Origin of the sequence: Shewanella decolorationis (genome assembly GCF_004354305.1) — a bacterium.
GTDB lineage: Bacteria > Pseudomonadota > Gammaproteobacteria > Enterobacterales > Shewanellaceae > Shewanella > Shewanella decolorationis.
Window position 1 is genome coordinate 3,095,107 of the sequence record NZ_CP037898.1, and the last position, 26,279, is coordinate 3,121,385.

At 46.7% G+C, this 26,279-nt stretch carries 17 protein-coding genes; 9 read left to right on the forward strand and 8 right to left on the reverse strand.

From position 1 onward, the window contains the following. Positions 1 to 65: 65 nt before the first annotated feature. The 7 genes from nadK (at position 66) to EYR25_RS13980 (ending at position 10,843) form a co-directional block, all read left to right on the forward strand. Positions 66 to 944, forward strand: coding sequence for an NAD(+) kinase (gene nadK / locus EYR25_RS13950; RefSeq protein WP_023268115.1), 879 nt, complete (start codon positions 66 to 68; stop codon positions 942 to 944). A gap of 736 nt (positions 945 to 1,680) precedes the next feature. Beyond that, positions 1,681 to 3,324, forward strand: coding sequence for an L-lactate permease (locus tag EYR25_RS13955; RefSeq protein ID WP_039978558.1), 1,644 nt, complete (start codon positions 1,681 to 1,683; stop codon positions 3,322 to 3,324). Positions 3,325 to 3,390: 66 nt separating this feature from the next. After that, positions 3,391 to 6,195, forward strand: a complete 2,805-nt coding sequence (locus EYR25_RS13960; protein WP_133180844.1) for an FAD-binding and (Fe-S)-binding domain-containing protein — start codon at positions 3,391 to 3,393, stop codon at positions 6,193 to 6,195. A gap of 302 nt (positions 6,196 to 6,497) precedes the next feature. Further along, positions 6,498 to 7,241, forward strand: a complete 744-nt coding sequence (locus EYR25_RS13965) for a (Fe-S)-binding protein (RefSeq protein WP_023268118.1) — start codon at positions 6,498 to 6,500, stop codon at positions 7,239 to 7,241. Between the two features lie 10 nt (positions 7,242 to 7,251). Further along, a complete protein-coding gene (locus EYR25_RS13970; protein WP_023268119.1) occupies positions 7,252 to 8,646 on the forward strand; it encodes a lactate utilization protein B in 1,395 nt (464 codons plus the stop codon). Position 8,647: 1 nt separating this feature from the next. Then, positions 8,648 to 9,217 (forward strand): LutC/YkgG family protein, encoded by a 570-nt coding sequence (locus tag EYR25_RS13975; RefSeq protein ID WP_023268120.1) that lies wholly within the window; start codon positions 8,648 to 8,650, stop codon positions 9,215 to 9,217. A gap of 447 nt (positions 9,218 to 9,664) precedes the next feature. Further along, positions 9,665 to 10,843 (forward strand): AAA family ATPase, encoded by a 1,179-nt coding sequence (locus EYR25_RS13980; protein WP_133180847.1) that lies wholly within the window; start codon positions 9,665 to 9,667, stop codon positions 10,841 to 10,843. 269 nt (positions 10,844 to 11,112) lie between these two features. Here the strand turns inward: EYR25_RS13980 and EYR25_RS13985 are convergent, their stop codons facing one another. The 3 genes from EYR25_RS13985 to EYR25_RS13995 form a co-directional block, all read right to left on the reverse strand. Beyond that, positions 11,113 to 11,622: a hypothetical protein gene (locus tag EYR25_RS13985; protein ID WP_133180849.1), complete on the reverse strand. Its 510-nt coding sequence runs from the start codon at positions 11,620 to 11,622 to the stop codon at positions 11,113 to 11,115. 244 nt (positions 11,623 to 11,866) lie between these two features. Then, a complete protein-coding gene (bdpA, locus tag EYR25_RS13990; protein WP_133180851.1) occupies positions 11,867 to 13,378 on the reverse strand; it encodes a BAR domain-like protein A BdpA in 1,512 nt (503 codons plus the stop codon). A gap of 216 nt (positions 13,379 to 13,594) precedes the next feature. Further along, positions 13,595 to 14,941, reverse strand: coding sequence for an MATE family efflux transporter (locus tag EYR25_RS13995; RefSeq protein ID WP_133180853.1), 1,347 nt, complete (start codon positions 14,939 to 14,941; stop codon positions 13,595 to 13,597). Between the two features lie 419 nt (positions 14,942 to 15,360). On the opposite strand from EYR25_RS13995, the gene EYR25_RS14000 reads away from it, so the two are divergent. Beyond that, a complete protein-coding gene (locus EYR25_RS14000; RefSeq protein ID WP_133180855.1) occupies positions 15,361 to 16,905 on the forward strand; it encodes an MFS transporter in 1,545 nt (514 codons plus the stop codon). Between the two features lie 140 nt (positions 16,906 to 17,045). Here the strand turns inward: EYR25_RS14000 and EYR25_RS14005 are convergent, their stop codons facing one another. Further along, the gene (locus EYR25_RS14005) at positions 17,046 to 17,567 is read right to left on the reverse strand and encodes a DUF3087 domain-containing protein (RefSeq protein WP_133180857.1); all 522 of its coding nucleotides are present in this window, start codon (positions 17,565 to 17,567) and stop codon (positions 17,046 to 17,048) included. 331 nt (positions 17,568 to 17,898) lie between these two features. On the opposite strand from EYR25_RS14005, the gene EYR25_RS14010 reads away from it, so the two are divergent. Then, the gene (locus EYR25_RS14010) at positions 17,899 to 18,675 is read left to right on the forward strand and encodes a substrate-binding periplasmic protein (protein WP_133180859.1); all 777 of its coding nucleotides are present in this window, start codon (positions 17,899 to 17,901) and stop codon (positions 18,673 to 18,675) included. Between the two features lie 14 nt (positions 18,676 to 18,689). Here EYR25_RS14010 and EYR25_RS14015 read toward each other — a convergent pair whose 3' ends face one another. From EYR25_RS14015 to EYR25_RS14030, 4 genes are all read right to left on the reverse strand, one after another. Beyond that, entirely contained in the window at positions 18,690 to 19,787 is a 1,098-nt protein-coding gene (locus EYR25_RS14015; RefSeq protein ID WP_133180861.1) for a CobW family GTP-binding protein, read from the reverse strand. A gap of 123 nt (positions 19,788 to 19,910) precedes the next feature. Continuing rightward, complete coding sequence (locus EYR25_RS14020) at positions 19,911 to 21,311, reverse strand: DEAD/DEAH box helicase (protein WP_133180863.1); 1,401 nt, start codon at positions 21,309 to 21,311, stop codon at positions 19,911 to 19,913. 231 nt (positions 21,312 to 21,542) lie between these two features. Continuing rightward, entirely contained in the window at positions 21,543 to 24,572 is a 3,030-nt protein-coding gene (locus tag EYR25_RS14025) for an EAL domain-containing protein (RefSeq protein WP_133180865.1), read from the reverse strand. Between the two features lie 109 nt (positions 24,573 to 24,681). Beyond that, complete coding sequence (locus EYR25_RS14030; protein WP_165953578.1) at positions 24,682 to 26,271, reverse strand: glycogen synthase; 1,590 nt, start codon at positions 26,269 to 26,271, stop codon at positions 24,682 to 24,684. Positions 26,272 to 26,279: the final 8 nt, after the last annotated feature.

Here is a 26,279-nt window from a genome sequence, read left to right on the forward strand (position 1 = left end):
ACTCTGGGCATATTATGGGGATCAATTTTGACGTTTCAAGGCCTAAGGCCAGATCTAGCATAAATATGACCACAAAGTTCCACACCATTGGCCTTATTGGCAAGCCGCACCACTCAGGGACAAATCAAACCCTCAAACGTCTGCACCACTGGCTGACGATGCAAGGATATGAAGTCCTCGTGGAAGAGCGCGTTGCCAGCGAGTTAGGGACCAATATCGTCGCGGTCGATTTATTAGAGATTGGCGCTCGCTGTGATTTAGCCATAGTTGTAGGTGGTGATGGCAATATGCTCGGCGCCGCCAGAGTGCTGGCACGCTTCGATGTAGGCGTGATTGGTGTAAACCGTGGCAATCTTGGCTTTTTAACGGATTTACCACCCGATGCCTTTGAAGAAGCGCTCGCCAAAGTGCTCGATGGTGAATTTGATACCGAGCACCGCTTTTTACTCGAGGCCGAAGTCTATCGCCATGGTCAGCTAAAAGCCAGTAACACCGCAGTGAATGAGGCAGTACTGCACCCGGGTAAAATAGCCCATATGATTGAATTTGAAGTCTATATTGACAATCAATTTATGTACAGCCAGCGCGCTGACGGCATGATAGTCTCAACGCCGACAGGGTCTACCGCCTACGCCCTGTCGGCAGGTGGCGCCATTCTTACCCCCAATTTACAAGCATTAATCTTAGTGCCCATGTTTCCACATACACTGTCGTGCCGCCCAATTGTGGTCGATGCCTGCAGCACCATTAAGATGGTCGTTTCCCCTGAAAATGGTGAGAATTTAGAAGTAAGCTGCGATGGCCACGTGCATTTAGCGGTATTGCCAGGTGATGAAATCATAGTGCGCCGCAGTTCAGAGCAACTCAGGCTTATCCATCCAAAAGGACATAATTATTTCCACGTTTTGCGTACCAAACTCGGCTGGGGCAGTAAGTTATTTTAGGTTTTGTGACTAAACATTTGTCGTTAATGCAAAACCTACCATTAACTAAATTAGCAACACTGGTTTAAAAGTGAATCATAAAACCGTAACAGTGCTGTAAATACCTTCATTAATCGTTATTAAATTTCAGATTAACTCAAAATTCATTAAGTGATCTTTATCACACCAAAACACACCCCATCATTTAGTGTGCACTAGATCACATCAAACAACCCGTGTTTAAAATGATATGATTTGTTAAAAATCAATATATTAAATAATTTCCGTAAAAATAATTCTGGCTCACAGCAACAAAATGCGTGATATGAATCACACCTTAAAATTGTCTTAAAAATTCATCAATAGCCCATTAATGAAATAAATAGATCAGTTAATTGCAATACTGATAGCTAATTTAGTAAATATCGCCTTTTTTATAACCAAATAAAACCAAAAGCACAGCTAGTATCACTAAAAGAAATATAACAAACCACCATGAAGTGATACCGATCACAGTTAGGAAAATCCTATGAGAGAAGCCTCCCGCAGCGCTGTAAATTAGCATTTCATATAGCAGCCAAAATGATCTAGATCATATAAGTTCAACCTCGAATAGCGTCTAGTACACACCACAGAATGTCGTGGCAGTGATTATTAGTAGTGAATACTACTGACTTATCCGTTGTGAGTTTCGACATCTAAACACTAATAAGATCCCTATAAAACATAAGACAGACCACTTTATGTAGAGGCAAGCATGACAATACTGCAACTTTTCGCGAGCTTGACGCCAGTGCTCAGTGTAATGATCTTCCTTGTATTACTGAGAATGCCAGCGTCAAAAGCTATGCCCATTTCCATGGTAGTTACGGCAATCGCCGCCGTATTTATTTGGCAAATGGATACCACCCTTATGGCCGCGTCCATTCTAGAAGGACTACTGTCAGCCATCACTCCATTAACCATCATCTTCGGCGCGGTATTCCTACTTAATACCCTGAAATACTCAGGGGCCATGGATACCATCCGCGCAGGCTTTACTAACATCAGTGCCGATGCCCGTGTTCAAGTAATTATTATTTGTTGGTTATTTGGTGCCTTTATTGAAGGTAGCGCCGGCTTTGGTACACCTGCTGCAATTGGTGCACCGCTGCTGGTATTACTGGGCGTACCCCCAGTTGCCGCAGCAGTTGTAGCCTTGATTGCCGACTCAGCTTGTGTGTCATTCGGTGCAATCGGTTTGCCCGTGCTCTTTGGTATGGAGCAAGGCTTAACCCAAGGCGGAGTGAGCTTGGCAGCTGAGCAATTTGCAGCCCACGGCGGTAGCTACGTTGGTTATGCTCGCTTTATCGTGATGCATATGATCACTATCGACTTAATTACAGGTACATTAATCCCACTGGTCATGGTGACCATACTGACAGGATTCTTTGGTCGTAATAAGTCATTTAAAGAAGGTTTAGCGATTTGGAAATTTGCGATTTTCGCAGGCCTTGCCTTTACTGTTCCAGCATGGATTATCAACTATCTTGCGGGTCCTGAATTCCCATCGGTTATCGGCGCATTAATTGGTATGGCTTTAGTCATCCCTGTTGCTCGTAAAGGCTACTTACTGCCAAAAACCCCTTGGAATGATTTTGCCGAAAATGATAACCAAGAAGGTGCAAAAATTGAGACGACTGCTAAGTTCTCACAAATTGCCGCTTGGACACCTTATATCATCATGGCTGCGCTATTAGTGCTTTCACGCACCGTTGCGCCACTTAAAGCCTGGTTATCCAGTTTCAACATCAGCTGGACAGGCCTAATGGGCACTGAGCTTAAAGCCAGTTTTGCAACCTTATATGCTCCTGGCGCCTTCTTCGTGGCCGTGTGTATTTTAGGTTTCTTCCTGTTCAAGATGAAAAGCCCTGCGATTAAGCAATCCATAGGCGTTTCATGCAAGTCTATGTTACCTACTATCATTTCATTAGGTGCATCTGTGCCTATGGTGAAAATCTTCTTAAACTCAGGTGTTAATGGTGCTGGCCTTGCGTCTATGCCAGTCGCCTTAGCCGATATGTTAGGTCAATCTATGGGCGCGGTTTGGGCATGGATGGCACCTATTGTGGGGATTTTTGGTGCCTTCCTGTCAGGTTCAGCGACCTTCTCAAACATGATGTTCTCCAGCTTACAATACAGTGTGGCCGACAACATTGGCATGAACCATACATTGGTATTAGCACTACAAGGTATCGGTGCTAACGCCGGTAATATGATGTGCGTAATGAACGTGGTTGCCGCTGCAACTGTAGTAGGTATGGCGGGTAGAGAGTCTGAAATCATTCGTAAAACTATGCCTGTTGCCCTTGGCTACGCATTACTTGCAGGTACTATCGCAACACTTTGGGGTGGCTTCTAATCCATCTTGTTCGAAGTCACGCCGAGTGACTTCGACTTTCTTCTATACGATAAAGAGAGTGATGTTATGTCGATTAACTACAAAGAGGTCATCAATGATCTCAGAACGCAATTAGGTGATCGTCCAGTGACGGATGATCCCGTCCGCCGTTTTGCTTGGTCTACTGATGCCAGCTATTTCAGGATTGTCCCCGAAGTCGTTGTCCACGCAGAAACCTTAGAACAGGTCAAACTCACCTTAGCCGTTGCCCGCAAGCATAATGCACCAGTCACATTTAGAGCGGCAGGAACCAGTTTATCAGGCCAAGCCATTGGTGAGGGCATTTTACTTATCCTTGGCCATGATGGTTTTAGAAAGATTGAAGTAAGTAGCGATGCGAAACAAATCACCTTAGGTGCCGCCGTTATTGGTTCAGACGCTAATGCTGTGCTCGCGCCACTGAATCGCAAAATCGGCCCAGATCCAGCGACAATCGCTTCAGCAAAAATTGGTGGGATTGTCGCCAATAACGCTTCAGGCATGTGCTGTGGTACAGCACAAAACAGTTACCAAACCATCGCATCGGCAAAACTGTTGTTTGCAGATGGCACAGAACTCGATACTGGCTGTGAAAAATCTAAGGCTGAGTTTGCCAAGACTCACGGAAAATTACTGCAAGACCTGAGCGAGCTCTCCCACCTAACGCGCCATAACACCGTATTAGCCGAACGCATTCGTAAAAAATATTCCATCAAAAATACCACTGGCTACGGTATTAACTCCTTAATCGATTTTACTGATCCTTTTGACATTATTAACCACCTAATGGTCGGGATGGAAGGTACGTTGGCTTTCATTAATGAAGTCACTTATCACACGGTAAATGAAGCTAAATTTAAAGCTTCAGCCATGGCCGTATTCCATAATATGGAAGATGCGGCACGCGCCATTCCGCTCATTAATGGTGAAAGCGTTTCTGCGGCAGAGCTCCTCGACTGGCCATCCATTAAAGCCGTTACGGGCAAGCCAGGCATGCCTGATTGGTTGTCAGAACTACCTGCTCTATCAGCGATTCTACTGATTGAATCCCGCGCAGATGATGCGCAAACCCTTGAAGCTTATACCCAAGATGTCAGTGCAAAACTGGCTGGTTTTGACTTCATCCGTCCGATGGAATTCAGTACCAATCCCGCTGTTTACGACAAGTACTGGGCGATGCGTAAAGGGCTTTTCCCCATTGTTGGTGGTGAACGTCCAAAGGGAACCTCAGTTATTATCGAAGACGTTGCCTTTGAGCTTGAACATCTAGCCGCAGCTGCGCACGATATCACTGAACTTTTCCATAAACATGGCTACCCAGAAGGCTGTATTTATGGCCACGCGCTAGCGGGTAACTTCCACTTTATCATTACCCCCGCCTTCACTACGCAGGCCGATATTGACCGTTTCCATGCCTTTATGGACGATATCGCCGATATGGTGATTAACAAGTACAACGGCTCGATGAAAGCTGAGCATGGTACTGGTCGTGCAGTGGCACCATTCGTTGAAAAAGAATGGGGACAAGATGCTTATGTTTTGATGAAGAACATCAAACAACTGTTTGATCCTCAGGGTATTTTAAACCCAGGCGTTATTCTTAACGATGATGCGAACGTCCACGTTAAAAATATCAAACCCTGTCCTGTCGTCGATGATTTTGTTGATAGATGTATCGAATGTGGCTTCTGCGAAAAAACCTGTCCAACATCAGCACTTAACTTCTCGCCACGTCAGCGGATCGCGACTCTGCGTGAAATCGAGCGCTTAGAGCAATCTGGCGATAAAGCCGCCGCCGAGAAAATGCGTGCCGATGCCAAGTATGATGTGATTGATACCTGCGCGGCTTGTCAGCTCTGTACTATCGCCTGCCCTGTCGACAACAGCATGGGTCAGTTGGTACGTAAACTGCGCACCCCATATATCAGCACCACTGAGCAAAAAGTGTTGGATTTCCAAGCCAAACACTTCGGCGCCGTTAACCAAGTGATCAGTACGGGCTTTGATGTACTTGGGGTTATCCATAAAATCACCGGCGATGGTATCACCAACGCGCTGATGAAAACTGGCCGCTTACTCTCTAAAGAAGTGCCCTATTGGAATCCAGACTTCCCGAAAGGTGGCAAACTGCCTAAACCGTCGCCCGCCAAAGCAGGCCAAGAAACCGTGGTTTACTTCCCAGCCTGTGGTGGCCGTACCTTTGGCCCAACACCTAAGGATCCGGATAATCGCACCTTGCCAGAGGTGGTTGTTACCCTGCTCGAACGTGCGGGCTATAACGTTATTACACCAGAGAAGACCCGCGATTTATGCTGCGGCCAAATGTGGGAATCTAAGGGCGACTTTAAAAACGCCGACGCCAAACGCCAAGAGCTTATCGATGTGGTCAGCAAGATGAGTAATGGCGGCAAAATCCCGGTATTAGTCGATGCCTTGTCTTGTACCTATCGCACCCTCACGGGTAACCCTCAGGTGCAAATCACTGACCTTGTTGAGTTTATGCACGACAAGCTGCTGGACAAACTGACCATCAACAAAAAGGTCAATGTGGCCCTGCACTTAGGTTGTAGTGCACGCAAGATGAAGTTAGAGCCTAAGATGCAAGCGATTGCCGATGCTTGTTCGAGCCAAGTGCTCAAACCTGCGGGCATTGACTGCTGTGGTTACGCCGGTGAAAAAGGCCTGTATAAGCCAGAAATCAACGCCAGCGCCCTGCGTAATATTAAAAAGCTCATTCCTGTCGAGATTAAGGAAGGCTATTACGCCAACCGTATGTGCGAGGTCGGCTTAACGCAGCACAGTGGCATTTCCTACCGCCACTTAGCGTATCTGCTCGAAGAGTGCAGCCGCTAACACGCTGAATAAACGGGGCTTAAAATAGCCCCGTTTTTCTTTAGAAGCAAACTATTCTCATTTATCAATAAAACACCCACCACCACAGAGTTTTCTCACTAGCAAAAACCAAAATATAAACTTAAAAATCAACACATTAAAAATTTCTCATTTTTGCAAAAATCAACAAGATCATTTACTAAATTAGGGCTACTTATTTACTTACGATAAGCCTATATTTGATCAACTACCTTAGCATTTGTGTGGACTTTGGGGTCACAGTGCAAGGCAATGTCGTTCACTAACAAGAAAGAGAAAGCACAATGAAAATCGCCCTTTTCATCCCGTGTCTTGTTAACCAAATGATGCCAGATGTCGCAATCGCAACACTGGAATTACTGGAAAAACTCGGACACCAAGTGATTCTACCCGCAGGCCAAACTTGCTGTGGCCAACCTATGACCAACTCGGGTTGCTTCGATGCAGCACGCAGTACTACCTTGAAATTACTTAATGCTTTCAAGGGTGTGGAATGTGATGCCATTGTTTGCCCTGCTGCCTCTTGTTTAGTGGCCGCCAAAGAAAACTTCCACGAGTTTGATAACAGCCCAGAAGCACAAGCCGTTATCGACAAACTCTATGAGCTGACCGAGTTCCTCCACGATATCGCCCCCATTCCCGCCTTTAACAAACCTTTTGCCCATAAGATCAGCCTGCAACTGAGCTGTCACGGCATTCGTATGCTCAGCCTTGCCACGCCAAGCGAGCAAATGGGCCCGCGATTCAACAAAGTTGAAGCCGTGCTCGCCAATATCGCCGGAATCGACATTGTCTATCCAGATCGTCGCGATGAATGTTGTGGCTTTGGTGGTACTTTTGCCGTTGATGAAGGCGCCGTATCCGCCAAGATGGGTAAAGACAAGGCCCAAGCCCACGCGGCAACAGGCGCGCAATATGTGGTTGGCTTCGACCCTTCATGCCTATTACACCTCGATGGCATGATCCGCAGACAACAATTGCCAATTGAAATTCGCCACATAGCGCAAGTGCTTAACGCCGCGCTCTAGGAGACCCACTATGGCATATCAACATAATCACGAGGCAACGGGTTCACAGGTTCACGCCCACAAGGCAGATATTTTCTGCCGTGATGAAACCCGTGTTGACTGGCACTCAAAAGCCCTTTGGGTGCTGCGCGAAAAACGTGACCGCGCCGCAGGCAGTTTACCCGAGTGGGAACAACTGCGTCAGTTAGGCTCCGAAATCAAACTGCATACCTTAACCAACCTTGCACAATACCTTGAAACCTTTGAGCAAAACTGTCTTGCAAACGGTATCAAAGTGCACTGGGCAAAGGACGGTGCCGAGCACAACCGTATTGTGCACGACATCTTATCTAGCCATAAAGTGAAGAAGTTAGTTAAGTCTAAGTCCATGCTTACCGAGGAATGTCACCTCAATCCTTACTTAGAGCAACGTGGGATTGAAGTTATCGACACCGACTTGGGCGAGCGGATTATTCAGCTCGCGAAAATGCCGCCTTCGCACATTGTGGTGCCCGCTATCCACATGAAAAAAGAAGAAGTCGGAGACCTCTTCCATGAGAAACTCGGCACTAAAGCGGGGGCTGCAGATCCCTTGTATTTAACCCGTGCCGCCCGTGCTCACCTGCGTGAGCAGTTCCTCAGCGCCGATGCCGCGATGACAGGGGTAAACATGGCGATTGCCGATAAGGGCGCCGTGGTCGTTTGTACCAACGAAGGTAACGCCGATATGGGCGCTAACCTGCCCAAGTTGCAGTTGCATTCAATGGGGATCGACAAAATTGTCCCCGATATCGACAGCGCCGCCGTGTTACTGCGCACCCTCGCACGCAACGCGACCGGTCAACCCGTCACTACTTATAGCGCCTTCTACCGTGGACCACAGGTCGATGGAGAGATGCATGTAATCATCGTCGATAATGGCCGCACCGAGATGATGAAGGATAAAATTCTTGCCGAATCATTGAAATGTATTCGCTGCGGCGGTTGTTTAAATACTTGTCCTGTGTATCGCCGCTCTGGTGGTTACAGCTACAACTACACTATTCCCGGCCCGATTGGGATTGCCGTAGGTGCCAAGCATGACGATACCAACTCCATCGCTTGGGCTTGTACCCTGTGTGGTAGCTGTACCTATGTCTGCCCGACCAAGGTGCCGCTCGATAAGATTATTCACCACCACAGACGCCTTAAGGCCGAAGCCGGACAACTCCCTTACGGCAAAAACGGCTATATGCCATTAGTGGGTAAATTTATGGCAAGCACGACTCTGCTCAATTGCTCAATGGGCGCAGCCCGAACTGCACTGCGCATTCTGCCCGGTAGTCTGCTCAAGCCCTTTAGCGGCGCCTGGGGTAAATACCGTGAACTGCCCGTCGCCCCCAACTCCAGCTTCGAAGCTTGGTTTAAGAAACACAGGAGCCTATAAGATGTCTAGTAAGCACGAAATTCTCAATGCGCTCAAACTGTCGGCTTTAACAAACCATCCAATGCCAAGCATCGATGTCGCCCCGAGGGTAGAAGATCTGGTTGGCCAGTTTGAAACCAATCTTAAAACAGTGGCGGGTACACTTCACCGCGAAGGCGGTCTTGCGGCACTGCAAGCCAAGGTGGATGAGCTTCTCGCCCAAGGCTTACAAGTCATCTCACTCGTTGAAGGCATCACAGCAAACCGTGATGTGCCACCCACAGCCCATGAACTTAGGGATATCGATTATGCGGTGATCCCTGGGGATATTGGTGTTGCCGAAAATGGTGCCATTTGGGTAAACAATAAGAACTTAGGCCACAGAGTAACGCCTTTTATCTGTGAAAACCTGATCTTAGCCCTGCCAACCAATAAGATTGTGCCAAACATGCACCAAGCGGCAAAAGACATCACGCTAGCCTCAGGTGAGTTTGGTGTGTTTATCGCAGGCCCCTCAAAAACCGCCGATATCGAGCAAGCCTTAGTCGTCGGTGCCCACGGTGCCTGTAGCTTGAACGTGTATTTGCTGTAATGCCTCAAGATTTAATGTAACCAAGAAAACGCAAAGGTTACGGGACAATCGAAACAAGAAAGCCGACCTTCATTGGCGGCTTTCTTATTTAAAATTTAGCATGACGATATTTGAACAATTTGATTTATAAGGATTAATAATCTAAAGGTACAGGCTTGCCATGGCCTTCGCTCGCCGACTAGGTGAATAGAGCAATCTAGGATTTTTAAGCTTATGAACGAGAGTCATGGTCGTTATCACGTATCCCTGCATTGCACGACATTCAGGCGCCTACTCTTTGATAAGCGCCGCAGCCAAAGCAATAGCTAGTGATAAGCAAGGGATCTTTATCAAGTCGCTTTAACCAAGTGCGATAGCGCAATACTGAGGATGCCTTGCGAGTATTCTCGACGCGGCTGGTCGTATTCTCGACTATATCTATTTGGCATTTATAGTAAAGGTGAGTAAATGAACGAAGTATTACTACAAATAAAGGCGCTCACCAATAGTGATCCTTTGTTGACAGCTGTCATTGTCGGAGTATTAACATTTACGTTAATTGGACTCGTAGGCTACATACTAAAAGATGTTCCCGCGAAACTGTTTAGTTGGCTCAGTAGCCTGCTATTTGTGCGGCTCACTATAGACGATAGCCATCAGGCACGCACAGAGATATTCAATAAGCTGTCCTTTTTGATCAGTAATACTACCATTCCGTTTTTTTCACGCTCTATCTCTGAGGCTGTGTACTTTGACTATGGTGTGAACTACGACGGGCGTGTCAGTGTTAAGTCTATTGGCTACGGTATGCACCTGTTTAAATACGATGGCTGTTTTATGTTGGCAACCCGCACTAAGGTCGATAGTACGATGGCATACGATTCTATTACTGTAAGCGCACCATGGTGGGCAAAAGATAAACTTCATCGTTTTTTAGAAGTTACTCGTGGAGACATCTCTACTGAGCCAAAAGTGAATATTTTCGAAGAAACCGAATGGTGTCGCTATGGCACATTGAAATCATCGGGGTTTAGTGACTTAGTGCTAGATGAAGGGTTTAAGCAGGAGTTGATGAGGGAAGTTGATAACTTCGCAAGTCGGGGAAAATCGGTTGTCAGTAAGCTAACCATACTGCTACATGGAAAAACGGGCACGGGTAAGACGGGTATCGCGAGGGCCTTAGCGGTTGAGTATCATCGCGATCTATACATATTAAATCTATCGACTGTCAATGATGCCACTATTCATAAAGCAATTAGAAAGGTAGCGCCCGGAGCGATGTTGTTAATAGAGGACTGTGATTGTGTAAAGGCTACGGTATCACGTGCAGCTGAAAGCAACGTCGACAACCCACCACTCACTTTAGGTGGCGTACTAAACGCGTTAGACGGGATCATTCCTCTTGATGACTGCCTAGTCATAATGACCACAAATCATCTTGATCATCTTGACCCAGCCTTGATACGTAAAGGTCGTGTAGATGTCAGTATGGAAGTACCACTGATCAGTGCAAAGCAAGTTAATGAGGACTACTTTGAGCGTTTTGGCGCAGTGCTGAATAGAACTGAGCCATTGTTAGGTTGTGAAGTCTATGAACTCCATCGCAGAGCGAAGTTAAGATATGGCCGTGTCCATCATTCAATGTGATTTCAGTAAAAATCTGGCCATCCATTTTAGATCAACAACATATGCACTTTTGGTTTGTCTACAACTTGTACGTGTTAAATGAGAGTAATCAAAAGTTAAAGGGCGAAAGCTGAGGCATAAATTTGAGCTAACTCATTAAAATATTGGTGTATTTAAAACATATTAACCCAATAACACAAATGGGCAGTGTTGGTTTAGATAAACAGGATTACTGTGAGTTGCAGGACATGACATCCCATGTTGAGATTGGCCAGTCAATAATTGATTTTTTATTTTTTATAAGGGAACAACCAAGTGTTATTGGGCGTTTTTATATTTGGGTTAACTAACCGCAATGCATCGTATAGTTCGCTTCGCTTATATGGATAGTTAGGGCTCAATAACACTGATGAACCATTACTCATTTTCACTAAAATAAGGCTAGCGTTTGATCCTATATCTGTGCTGTGCTCAATTTCAATAATATCTTGTGGATTTACGCTAAACGTCCATTCTTTAAAAGTAGGGTGAAATGAGCTGAACTCGGAGTTTGTCAGCTTGATATAAAATTTCGCAGGATGAGTAAGCAACCATGCTACTAGCGATAACAGGGCAAGCTCAGAAACCACAACAATATATTTTGCGTAATACAAAAACTCGTTATAAAAAGGATTACTTTTGGGAATCAATATCAAAAAAAGCCAGAAGATAACGGGCAAAAAAAGCATATTAAAAGCGAGAATTTTGGCTTGTTGTTTTCTGTTTCTTTCATAATAGAAAAATGTGCGTGTAATATTCATATAATTAACGCCTAGATTCAGTGCGACAATCACCGCAGTTGGTTGACGTTATCACCCGCACCTTCTTCTGCTGGCGATTTTAAATCAACAACATAATGCACTTTCAATTTTCATACAACACGCTCAGATTAAAATGGTTTATTAAACGATCGGTTGGGTAAATTGCGTATATAAAAATGGCAGAGAAAATTTCTTCTCCGCCATTTTTATGAAAAAGCTCAATCGATGTTTCTACAACAAGCCGCTACATAAAGGCCTTAGTAAAAGCTTCCTTCGATTGGCGAATATAATTGCGTGCACTTTGGGCATGTTGCTCCCAAACCGCCCTATCGCTGGGGTCAGTGAAGGGGTTTTGCTCGGCGGCAATCGAGCGCTCAAAGCGATCGTAGAAGGTTAACATCGCTGAGGTGATTTGATTAAAACGCTCTTTAAACTCCTGAAACTCATCCATTTTTTCAGTCGTTTTAATCATGTACTGCACTAACTCAGCATTACTATTTGAGGCAAGTAAAGCTTCGGCCTTGGCGCTGATATTGGCATTCACGTCGGCCATGATTTGCGCTCGAGTCTGCTCATCTTTACTCATGACCTTACTGTAATTTTCGGGTGTACGGGCAATGCTGGCGTGTTGCAGATAGCTACGCAGATGCTTATCTAAATCCTTACGGAAAGCATCTAAGTTCTTCTGCATACTCACTAAATCGTTATCGAGCGCCGTAACCTGTTGCAGCTCTTTTTCGATCTCAGACATAAAGCGTTCGGCTTGCTGATAAATCTTAAGGCCGTTTTCCTCGGCAAACTTTTTATCACTACGGCTTAAGTCGCTATTGTCATAGTTTGAGCGGTCAAAGGTGGCCGCGAGGAAGGATTTAAAGGGTTCGGCAAAGGCCGAATATGCGCCCGCACTCACCACATTTAAGGTGGCCGTGGCTAAGTCACCGAAGGGCTTAACCATAGAGCCTAAACGCGCCTGTTGAATCGGCGATGCCACACGCTTAGCATCGGTTAAGACTGACCTAAAAGTGTTATAACCCAATGGGTTAGACATTTTGTTACGCTCAGAGGTCGCCAATACAAAGGTGATACTTGAGTAAATCGCATTGGAATATTCAAGGTATTGTCTTTGGCTTTCGAGCTGGGCGGCGTAGTTTTTACCTAAGGTTCTAAAGGATTCGGCCTGAACCTCGTAGTTTTTGTCTTCTTTAAGCTTATCTAAAATGCCGCCAATGATTTTTTGCTCGTTTTTTTGCAGCGCAATATCGAGGCGAATTTTATCTAGGGTTAAGTCATCCAAACTGATGGGGCCATTAATGGCTTCGATATCGAGGCGAATATATTGGCGGCTCGGGTCATCAATCGACACCCTGTGGGCCAAGTATTCTGTCGTATTGGGCGTGATATCAATCAGCGCCACATGTTGCCATTGGGCATCCAGCTTTAATACCGGCGATGTAAGTACATTGATCCGATATTGGGTTTGGATATTTTGAGTCTTGACCCAAAACTCTAACAGGCCAGCTTCGGATACAGGAAATTTACTGACGATACTGCTATTGCCTTCAGCACATAATAATGCGCTCTCACCACTGTGGGGCTCAGCGCCCTCAAATTGACAGCCCATGATCCAAGACCAAGGTTGAGATAAGCGGTTACCCTCAAAATCGCTAGCAAACACTAGCTCATTATCCTTGGCACTGGCATTAACACTGGTTAACACGCCAAACAACAGCATTGAGATAACAGCAGCGGTGCGCATAAGAGCCTCATAAAAGATATATCAACGACCAAGCCTAAAAAGGCCAGAATTCTATCCTATCCACACGCTTTTACCGTCAGTCGCTAGCGGTATTTTATCGATAAAACACAGGCTAAAAACTGCGCTAATTTTAAGCTGGGATTAAACCAGCGAAATGTAACAGAGCGCATGCCGACACGCTAGTACTTAGACGGTCTCAAGCGTAAAGATAATGACTTAGGATTTAATCTTGAGCTGGCCCATCGCAATAAACATCCAAATCACCAGCATTGTGCTACAGGTCGCGAGCGACACCCACACGCCAATCACGCCAAAAGCCCAAGCGAAACAATAGATAATTGCGGCAATCAGTATGAGTTTTGCGCCAGTTAAAATCGATGCCTGTTTAGAACAATTAATCGCTTGGAAGAAACTGGCGCCCACAAGAATCAAACCTTCCATCGGTAAGCCCCAGAAATACCATCGCATGCCTTCAATCGCCACCGGCGTTAAGCTTGGGTTATCACCGGCAAACAGGTACACCAACCATTCAGGGCGGGAATAAATCAACACTAAGCCAAGTGCAGCGGTAAGTAAGGTCATGCCAAAGGCGATATTGCGAGCCTGTTTAACCCTATCGAAGCGCCCAGCCCCTGCATTAAAGCTGTAAATCGGTTGAGTACCGAGGGCAATGCCTTCAAAAATCAGATAGAAAAACGCTTCGGTGTAACTCACCACCCCGTATGCTGCCACATGCAAAGGGCCGCCGACCCATAAAAAGGCGGTGTTATGTAGAGTCAATACAATCGACAGATACAGATTCATTAAAAAACTTGGCAAACCAACACGGGCGATATTGACGCAGTTATCAAGCTTAAGCTTCATCTGCTCAGGATTGATTTTGAGCTGAGTGCGCGCCCCGAAAAAATGCTGTAGACAGAGTAAGCCTGTGACGGCCTGGGACAACATGGTGGCAATCGCCGCCCCAGCCAAACCAAAGGGAAACACCACAATAAACAGCCAATCTAAAAAGGTGTTCAGCACGCCACCTAAGATCAGCACAAAGGTCACCATAGATGGACGACCGTCATTACGCAGCAAGGTGGTGAATGCCATTGAAATAATAGGGAAATGACATAAGGCAAAATACCAGAACAGGTATTCGTTAGCGTTTTCGAGTATCTCCCCCTCGGCGCCGAGGGCAATTAAAATATCCCGAGAAAATATCCCGCCGACTAAGGCAAAAAATGCCCCCGCCAGTAAACACAAACTAAAGGCATTGCCGAGCAACTTACGCGCCTTGGCGACATTACCTTGCCCTAAGTTAATCGAGACTAAGGCCGCGCTACCCATGCCTATCATGGCGCCGACGGCATAGAGAATCGCGCCCACGGGATAGGCCAACATCATGCCCGCCAGCCCGGTTTCGCCGAGATAATGGCCAACGAAAATACCGTCTATGGTGACATAAACCCCAGTCACCAGCATGGAGGCGATCGTTGGAATGGTATAGCGCCAGAAGAGCTTAGCAATTGGCTCTTGCAGCAGGCGTTGATCCGTTGCGCTATGGGAAATTGCAGTCATAACCTAATCTCACAAAAATAAAGGCAGGGCGCACGCAGACTTTAGTTCTAATACTCAGAAACAAATAAATAAAGGATGAACAAAATTGCGGCAGTGGATTGTACCTAAATTTTGCCTTAATACCAAAGGGATTGAATGAGGTGGATTTTAACAAAAACTAATCAGCACAATGCCTTACTGCTAGTACACATTTATTCCGTGATTGCAACAAGCTAGCATCACTCAATAACAGATGTGGCGAAACTCATCATTTTTCACTACTTTTTTGGTATTTAACCCTTAATTAGGTAAAGTGTAGGCTTATATTGCCCGAAATCGGTTAATTACCTAGGCATTATTTGCCTAAACAATTGAGTTAACCATTTAATTAATAATGAATTAGTAGAATTAAATTCAATAACAATAATAAAGGGAAGGACATGAGTCACAATAGTCCAAATGCAGAGAATGATCTGCGCGAAGTCAAGCAGTTAGACATGTGGGCCTCCATCACTAGCCTAAGTTATATTTTTTGGTTAGTGGGCGGCATGGAGCTGGTCGAGCGTATCGCCTATTACGGCGTTAAAGCCAGTGCGGGCTTGTACGCCAAAGCCCCCGAGTCGGCGGGCGGTCTGGGGATCAGCCTCAGCGACTATGGCATCATTATTTCACTTTGGGCCATTATGCAGACCTTTGTGCCCGTGTTTACTGGCGGGATTTCCGATAGGGTTGGCTACAAGGAAACCATTTTCGGCTCTACCGTGATAAAAATCATGGGCTACCTGACCATGGCGTTCTTCCCCAGTTTTTGGGGCTTTTTATCGGGGGCACTATTACTCGCTATTGGTACTGGGATATTTAAACCCGGCATTCAAGGCACCTTAGTGCTCTCCACCAATCGCAATAACACCTCGATGGCCTGGGGAATATTTTATCAAGTGGTGAATATCGGTGGCTTCTTGGGCCCATTGGTTGCCGTACATATGCGCCAACTTTCTTGGGATAATGTGTTTTATGCCTGCGCTGCGATTATCTCGTTAAACTTCTTGTTTTTATTAACTTATACCGAGCCGGGTAAAGCCGAGCGTATCGCCCGTAATCAACAAATTAAATCCGGTGAAATTAAGCAAGAATCACTCTGGCGCGATGCTTGGCATGAGCTTAAAAAGCCTATCGTAATTTATTACATGCTGGTGTTCTCTGGCTTTTGGTTCCTTTTTAATGCCCTGTTCGACGTACTGCCTATTCATATTTCGGAGTGGGTCGATACCAGTGTGATTGTCACCAGCCTGTTTGGTAGCGAAGGTACCAGTAACGGCATTTTACAGTTCTGGCTCGGGTTAAATAACGAAGGCACTAAGGTGATGCCTGAGGGCATGTTAAACCTTAACGCCGGCCTGATTATGACCAGCTGCTTTTTAATTGCCGCCCTGACCGCCAAATACCGCATCACCACGGCAATGCTGATTGGCTGTTTACTCAGTATCTTAGCCTTTGTGTTTATCGGTGCCTTCCATGCGGCGTGGTTTATCGTGCTTGCCATCGCCATGTTCTCCATCGGCGAGATGATGATAAGCCCAAAGAAAAACGAGTTTATGGGTAACATTGCCCCCGAAGGTAAAAAAGCCATGTACCTTGGTTTTGTGATGCTACCGCAAGGGATTGGTTGGGGTTTAGAAGGTTATTTCGGCCCAAAACTCTATGAGATTTTTGCCTCGAAAGAATTGTTCTCACGCGAGTTATTACTCGAACGCGGCATGAGCTCAGCGGATGTGAACGCTATCCCGCAAGGGGAAGCCTTTACCACCTTAGTCAGCTTTACTGGCGAAAACGCCCATGATCTGACTCAGCTGCTCTACCACAGCCACAATATCGGCATGGCTTGGTATATTATCGCCGCGATCGGCACCATTTCGGCTGTAGGGATTTATATCTATGGTAAGTGGTTACTGACGCTGCAACGGGCGCAGCAAGCCGTGCACTAATGGATTGAGGTCTTTAGGGGTACACGTTCTGCCCCCAATAGGCTTATCTAAAAAGTGATTTCTAAAAAGTAAGTTAGAAAAAGTGAGTGTGTAGGCACTCACTTTTTTGTTGGATGTGACAATGCTTGGCACAAATGTCACTAAAAACCCGCTAACAACGCTACTTCAAATTGCTCGGCCGAGAGCGTTAATCCCAAGGCGTTGCACTGCTCTTGCAGTTGGTTTAACTCCTTATCAACGCTGGATAAGGTCAAAGTATTATCATCCAGCAGATAGACTTGGCGTAAACTGGTAAAGTAAAACAGCAGCGTAATCAAGGCATTTACATCATTAGTCGCCGCCGCACCCCGAATTTTACTCAGCTTACGGTAAATGCGATTTTGTAGCTGCTTTAACTGCCAGATGTAATAAATCTCTCTAAAAAAGGGCTTAGTCTTAAGTTGATACACTATGGCACTACAGAGTAACACCGCCAAAATCACCCCGAGTAGATTCCAGTGGAAATTCCCTGTTGGCTCACCGGGCACAGCCTCAACACCAAAGAGCGCAATCAATCCCGCCCCAAAACTTAAGGATAAAACAATCAACCCCAGCACTAAGGCCACCATAAACAGGTTCATATTGCTGCGGTAAACCGTTTTATCTACTTGCTGTAACTTCATTGGCTCACTTCTTATCGAAAAATACCTATGGGCGGCGCAGCATAACTCAGTTTGCTTGAGCCTGCCTGAATAAAAACTTGTATAACAACCAAGGAGGCAAAGATACAAACTGAAACAAGCAAACCTAAGTTTACAAATCACCAAATTACTAATAAATTTATTTAGTTACTCTCTAATTGCCGAAACAGATTTCCGTAAGCAAGGCATTAACGCAGATACAAAGCAGTAAACAAAACGGTGTACAATTTATCGATAGCCCAATCAGTGATTGTTTGTATAAAACAAACTTACCCCATTGAAATTGGAATAATGCAGCCATCTAAGGAATAACATGGCAGTAAAAAACACCTTAAAACAGTTGCTCCTGTTGTTACTTTTAAGCACAAGCGGCGCCATCAATGCGCAAGAACTGCTCGCCGTTGGCACCTCTTTTAGCCAGATTTTTGAACAAAAATCGAATGGTGAATACAGCGGTTTAGGTGTAGATATTCTCAATCGATTTGCCGAACAACAGAAAGTCGTTATTCATTATCAAATCGCACCTTGGCGACGGGCTCAGGCAATGGTCGAGCGAGGGCAAGCGGATATTCTAATTGGCCCCTACATTTCAGAAGCACGGCAGAAAGTCTTAGCCTTTTCGTCCCTCGCCTTTTATCGCGATGAAATTGTTTTTTATGCAAGAACAAATAATCCCACAACTTGGGATGGCACCTACGACAATATCCACGGATTGCGGATAGGTAAAATGCAGGGATGGAGCTATGGTTATCGATTTAATGAGCGGACAAAAACACTCACAATTAATGAATTTGCCGATCTCAAAAGTGGTATAGAACGCTTATCCCGCGGCGATCTCGATTTACTTGCAACCAATGTACGTAATACTCAAGCCGTGCTTTCGCAAATCAAAATCCCGCAGGCCATTACGCCTATTATGCCGGTCATTGATATTCAAGATGGTTTTATGGCCTTCCCCAAATATCCGAAGTTTCAACCGCTTCAGCAACATTTTGATCAATTTTTACAAGCAATGTATGACTCAGGAGAACTTGCAAAGCTTGCAAAAATCAGAGGGGTTACCATCCCTAGCTCAGCGCTTATCGATTAATCTCTTAGCCGCACTCAGACGACTAAGCAGTCAAGCAGCGCTTGTTCAATGGCATCCCAATTCAATGCCTCGGTGGCAATCATTTCCAGCCGGGAATCTAGGCTATCGTCCAGCTCTGTCACCGCCATATCGCCATCACTCCAATTGATCCCAGCAATACCATCGCTGGTGATCATCACAGCTTTTAACCGCAAAAGTGCAGAATGACCTTGAGTCTGTGCCGAGATAAATTGCATGAGTTTATCAAAATCAAACTCTTGCATTGGCTCAACGACCCAGCCACAGCTAAAACAGCCTTCGCCCTGATTGTGTTTACGCACTAAGCCGCGCGCATCAAACTGAAATCCTTGCTCGCTCGCTTCCTCAGCAAAAACGCTCTGTAATGCTAAGTTGTCAGTAGGTTTACGCAAAAAACTTGCGGATGCAGTCACTGGTGTAAAAGCGGCGGATTTGCCATTCAATGCTTTTTGACGCCGTGGCTGCTTAAGGCTGTCGAGCAAAGTTTCGGATAATCCCTGTGATGCATTGTGTTCAACCACACGAGTATCACTCAGCTGTAACTCATTCAAATATTGACTTAAGTCCTCCGCCAAGCGCCCGCCCTCTGCCGCTTCAAACTCGGGGTATAAATCGGTTTTCGTGGTGACTATTACATCGGCAACCTGCAACTGCTGGATAAAATTGTCGTGCCCATGGTAGCGCTCATCCCGTAATTTGCGGGCATCGACAAGGCATAGGGTGCTCTGTAAGCTGATAACATTGTGATAATGGGGCGCGCTAAGCACTTTGATTATCTCGTTGGGATGCCCAAGCCCCGTTGGCTCTATCAGCAATCTGTCGGGTCTAGCACGGGCGATCAGTTGATTGATAGCGACTTGAGTTGGCACACCTGCGGCGCAGCACATACAACCACCCGCCACCTCACGAATTTGCACGCCGCTGTCGCTAGCATCCATCAACCCAGCATCAATCCCGACTTCACCAAACTCATTGACTAATACTGCCCAGGTTTCACCTTCGGGTTTGGTTTTAAGGAGCTGTTTAATCAGGCTAGTTTTACCGACGCCTAAAAAACCTGTGATGATATTGGTGGGAATGGCTTTGACTATCATGGACGGCACTCTCATGGCAACGAACAGAATTGAGGGTACCCGAGTGTAGGGATTATCCCGTAAAAGCTCAACAAAAAGCGCGCCAATGGCGCGCTGATAAATAGATAAATCGAAGCAGAGGGATTATTTACCCTTTTGAGTATTCGGCTTATTTTTAGCGTATTTACCTTCACGGGCTGGCGATTTACGCGCCCGAGCTTGGCTTTCGCTCGATTGACTAAATCCGGTGTTGCCGCCAAAGCCGCCCTTGCCTCGCGCGCAGTTGCCTTTCGAGCCATTAGCTTTAGTGCCATTGCCGCCTGCGCCTTTAGCCCCCGTATTGCGGCTGCTCTTGTAATTCCACTTAGCAGTCTTAGTGGTGGCCGTCGGCGCCTCACGGTAACGCGCAGGCAGCGGTGTGCCTTCCTCGTAACCGGGTTGTACCGTCACTGGCAGGGTTTGGCCAATTAAGGTCTCAATCTCAGCCAGCATCTCATCGTCGGCTGGAGACACAAATGATATCGCGCGCCCCGAAAGTCCCGCACGGCCAGTACGGCCAATACGGTGCACATAGTCTTCCGCAAGGAATGGCAATTCGAGGTTAATCACTAAGGGCAACGCTTGAATATCTAAGCCGCGCGCCGCCACATCGGTCGCCACCAGCACTCGCAATTTGCCCGCTTTGAAATCATCGAGCACACGATTACGCGCGCCTTGGGTTTTATCCCCGTGGAACACGCCCGCGCTGATCCCATCGAGGCTGAGCTCCTGCAATAGGTGCTCGGCGCATTCCTTGGTGCTGGCAAACACCAACACCTGACGCCAATTGTTGCGCCCGACAAGCTCAGACAATAATTCGGCCTTGCGGCGTTTATCGACTCGATAAACTAGCTGCTCAACGGTAGATGCAGTGGTATTTTCGGCCACATTCACCCACTCGGGTTGATTGAGCATCTTATGGGAAAGCTGCTTGACCGCATCACTGTAGGTGGCTGAAAACAACATGGTTTGATGCTCAGTGGCGATAAGGCGTTTTACCTTTTCAATGTCGCGCACAAAGCCTAAATCGAGCATGCGGTCCGCTTCGTCGATCACTAAAGTGGTCACACTAGAGAGGTCTAAATGGAACTGGCCAATAATGTCGAATAGTCGCCCTGGTGTTGCCACCAGAATATCCACGCCCTGCTCCACCCCTTTTCGCTGCGGATTCATGTTCGCGCCGCCATAAACGGCTAAGGTTTTCAGGGGTAAAAACTGACTGTATTTCTGAATGTTAGCGCAAACTTGAATCGCCAGTTCCCGTGTCGGTGTCATCACTAGCGCACGCAGCAGAGGCTTATCATTTGGCTGTTTTGACAGTTGCTCAAGCACGGGTAAGGCAAAGGATGCGGTTTTGCCCGTGCCCGTTTGGGCGCAGGCCATAATGTCTTTTCCTTCGAGCGCGAGGGGGATCACCTGCTGCTGCACTTGCGTGAGCTGCAGATAGCCACACTCAGCTATCGCATTCAAAATAGGGGAAGATAAGCCGAGTGTGTCAAATTTCATAAAAGCTCTTTTTGTGAGTGCGAAGTGTGAATGCAAAACCGCTGAGTGCAGCTTGGTTCCATAAAGTGCGGCGTTGTTAGTTGGCTTTACCAATCACGACGCTTATCCATCGCCTTCATTTTCAAACTGCCACCAAGCCCTTTACGGGGTCGCGGAGTCTAGCAAAGTTTACGACGCATTTATAGGCAAAAAATGCCTATCAGCGCAGGGCAATGGTTACACAGCTATCAACTAAGCCTCTTTTACCAAATACTTGCTCGCAAACTCAGTAGCGTTCACTGGCCTTGAAAATAAGTAACCTTGACCATAATCGCAGCCTGCATTGAGCAACACTTGGCGCTGCGCCTCGGTTTCAACCCCTTCGGCGATCACTTTCATCCCGAGTTTATGGGCCATTACGATAATGGCTTCGCACAGGGTTTGATCGTTTTCATCCGTATCAATATTGCGGGTAAAGGATTGGTCGATTTTTAAGTAATCGATATCGAACTTCTTCAAATACGCTAAGGACGAATAACCGGTACCAAAGTCGTCTAGGGAAACTTGAACGCCCGCATCCCGATAGGCCAAGAGTTTTTCGGTCACGCCCATACTGGCATCGAGTAATAACCCTTCGGTGATCTCGACGCACACCCCTGTACCTGTGACATCTAATTCCTGTAGTAACTCCAACCAATTGTGTAACAGCGTACCCTCATCGCGGAACTGGATCGGTGATTTGTTGACGCTAATTTGGATCTCAACCCCAAGGTTTTTTCGCCATAGGGCACTTTGGCGCGCCGCCTGTTCGAATACCCAATTGCCAATCTCGACAATCAGCCCGGTATCTTCAGCCACAGGAATAAATTCCGCAGGAGAAACCTGCCCCCGTTCAGGATGGAACCAACGCAGCAACGCTTCCGCCTTTAGCACTTCGCCCGTTTCCATAGTGACAATGGGTTGATAGTGCAGTTCAAACTCTTTATTCACCACCGCTTGACGCAAATCATGAATTAAGCGCATCCGATACTTGGCGTATTCCTGCATCGAAGGGGTGAAATAGTTGAAACGATTACGACCCTGATCTTTCGCCGCGTACATAGCCTGATCCGCATGTTTGAGCAAGCCTTCGATGCTGGTCGCATCATCAGGATAAAGCGTGATGCCGATACTGGCGCTGATATAGGCGGTTTCCTCCCCCAACACATAGGGCTCGGCTATGCGCCTTAAAATATGTTCGGCAACCCGCTCTATCCCTTTATGGTCAGCCATAGAACTGAGCACCACAGTAAACTCATCCCCACCGAGACGCGCCACTACATCGGCATCCCGCACACAGGATTTTAAGCGACTGGCGGTTTCTATCAGCAGGAGATCCCCCATAGCATGGCCTAGGGTATCGTTCACTTCTTTAAAGTAATCCAAATCGAGGAACATCAGAGCAAAGTGATTTCGATTACGGTCGGCATTTTTGATTTCGGCGGCTAAATATTCGAGCAACATGCGCCGATTCGGCAAGCCCGTGAGCGTGTCGTAGTTGGCCTGTTTCCAGATCAAATGCTCGCTCTGTTTTTTATCTGTGATATCAGAAAACAATGCCACACGGCGATAGGGCTGACCTTCTTTGTCGTTAATTGTGTTGATAGTTAGCCAAATCACGTATTCTTCATTGTTTTTACGCCGTTGGCGCATTTCTCCTTGCCACTCGCCTTTTTCACGAATGTCATTATTCATATGAGTATAAAAATCATGCCCATTCAGGTCGCAATACAGCATACGAATATGCTGCCCACGAATTTCAGACTCACTGTAGCCAGTAATTGCAGTAAACGCGGCGTTTACTGTGATAATCACGCCATTTTCATCGAGCACACTCATGGCTTCAGAACTATTGTTATAGACCAATGCTGAGAGTTTTAAAGACTCCTCAATCAACTTCGCTTCAGTGATATCGGTATAAGTACCGCACATTCTCAAGGCGTTGTTATTGGCATCGCGGCTCACCACTTTACCCGTATCTAAAATCCAGCGGATATCACGATTAAGGGTTTTTAAGCGATATTCCATCCTATGTTGCGGCGTTTCCCCACGAATATGGGCCTCGATGGAGTGCAGCACCTTGGGCCTGTCCTCGGCGATAATCGAGTCCATCCATTGGCGGCTATTGGCATTGAGCATATCGATATCGCAACCTAAGATATCTGCGCTGCGAGTATTACGCTCGATATGATCATTACGAATATCCCAGTCCCATACGCCAAGATCACTACTGCTCAGAACCAACTCAAGTTGCTCACGACTGGCGAGCACTTCCCTATCGGCAAGGGTTTGAGCTGTTACATCCAAAAAGCCAGCAATAACCAGTAAGACTTGATGGTTTGCGCGCTTACATGCCACTGTCATATGGGTGTAAACCAGTGAACCATCCTTCGCAATAAAGCGTTTATCTAATTCATAATTATCGATTTCCCCTTCAAGCATTAGCTCAAATTTCAATACATCAGCTTCGATATCATCGGGGTGAGTGAGCTGCTTCCAAGTCATATGCAGCAACTCATCCTCCGAGTATTTAAGCATCTGGCATAATCTTGGATTCACCTTGATCCACTTTTGATCGACGCCAGTAATGGCAATCCCAATATTGCCGACATTAAATTGGCTGCGGAATAAAAAATCATCCTGCAAACGGATTTGCTCGTCCCGCTCTAGCTCAAAACGGCGAGATAGCAAGCGACTCAACAGCCAAGTGGCCAGAGGATAAATCAGTAAAATGGGTAGAGTAATTTTTGCGAGAACGGGTATAGCAAATTGACTCGGCAGCAGGAAAAACCACGACAACATGACAAGATGCACTAAGAAGGCAAAACCTATTACTTCAGTGCCCGAAATATTCGCAAGGTAAGCTTTTCGATAATGCCGCCATATCACACCGATAAGGCCGGAACTGATAATGACGCCAACACCAACCCACATGGCAACACCGCCAATACTGAGTCGGTACAAGGATGTGATAACAACGGCAATCGCCGTCGGTAAACCACCAAAAAACAGGCCAGAAACACATAACAGCACAGAGCGGGTATCGAAGATAATACCGGGTTCAAACATCCATGGGGTACTCATAATCGCGACACCTATGCCACCTATGAGTAACCCGATCCCCAGCCGCCACAGCAAAAAATACTGCCGCTGATGCTTTTTAGGAATTGCATCGTACAAAAACACTAAGGCGAGCAATAACGCCGCATTTTGTACTAAGGGTAAAAAAATGCTTTTATCCATGGATGTGGAAGCAACTCCAAAAATGAGGAAATGGTTTATCTTACGAAAACTCTCCCCCAGAAGTGTAGCAGAATTGCTTACAAATCATGATCTAATTACATGGGCTAATTCACAAAATGTTGTAAAGTTGTTTCTGGTAATCAAGGGCGATGCTATGCCAATCGAAGCGCCGCGCTTTCGCCTTACGCTTTAGTTGCGTCCAATCCCGACGGTTAAATTTCTCGAGTGCTTCGGTCAGCGTTGCCAGCATAGCCTCGCCCTGGCTTTTGATATCTTCGCCATAGAACACAAAACCATCGACATTGTCCTCGACCGTATCCCGCAATCCGCCCACACCATGGACAAGGCAAGGCTGACCGCTACGCATGGCAAGCATTTGGCTAATACCACAGGGTTCGAAGGAGCTTGGCATCAGGAACAAATCACCCACTTGATAAAGACACTGCGAGAGTTCCTCATTGTATCCCTGTAGAAACACAAAATGAGCATACTTAGCCGCAAGGGTTTGAAAAAACTGCCCTATCTCGGGGTCACCGCTGCCAAGCAACACAAATAGAGCCTTGGGCTGCGTCTGCTGCAACTGTTGCAGTAACGTCTCTAATACCGATAAGCCTGAAGGTAAAATATGGCGAAGGATCAACACTTTTTGATCGGTCAGCCGACCGACCGAAGTCAACAGAAAGTCCGGGAACTCCCCCGCAGAGGCTTGGCGCCACAGAGCTTGCAGCCGAGTAAAGGCAATCATATCAACACAACTCACCTGAGTTCGCCCACCCTGCCACTGCACTAAGGCCGACTCTATGCAATTCAGTAGCGCCCTAAACTCAGTTAATCCCATACGTTCGAGGGAAGTTTGAGCTAAAGCCTCTGGGTATTCGCAACCGTTTAAAATCCCCAGTACTCGACCTTGATCGGCTTTGTGTTGCAAATCGGCCTCAAGCCCTTCTCCACCAAAAAAGCCCAACTCTGGGCGAGAGGGAAGCAATACCTCCTTGGCGTAGGTGGGTGAGACGAGATGCACTTTATCCGCCAGTGCAATCCCCATCCGCATCGGATTAATGCAATGGGGATAACGGGGATCGATAATCTGGGCGCGTTGTCCCTCATCCAACTGGGCGAATAAATGAGGAAACCAAGCCGCAAAGCTTGAGGTTTCATGGCTCAGCGGCCTTATCCCCTGCAGCGCAAGGTTATGAATCGAAAACACACATGCTATGCTTTGTAACGCTTGATACTCAGGCGCCAGCGCCCGCAGCATGGCTAAACATCCCGTGTGCCAGTCGTGTAGATGTAAGAGCTCTGGCATAGGCACAAGCCCTGCCACTAAGGCTTTAGCAACGCTTGCACACAAAAGCGCAAACTTAGTCGCATCATCGGCAAAGGGGCGATCACTCGATCCTTGGCTATAAATCTGCCCGGGGCTCGATTGCCACAGCCCATGCTCGAGCAAGTAAATATTGGCACCTTCCACCTTTGGGTGCGCCAGCCAATACAACTTAATCGGCTCCTGTCGCCCAGCAAAACTCACCTCAAACTCATGGATAAGTTTGGCGTCAAAGCCCGTTAAAAATCCGTAGCTGGGCATAATGACATCAGCTTGGATACCAACACCCGCGAGCGCTTGGGGCAAGTCACGGATCACATCCGCCATACCGCCCACTTTCGCCCCTTTCAGCGCCCCATTTTCCGCCGCAACCATTAATATGC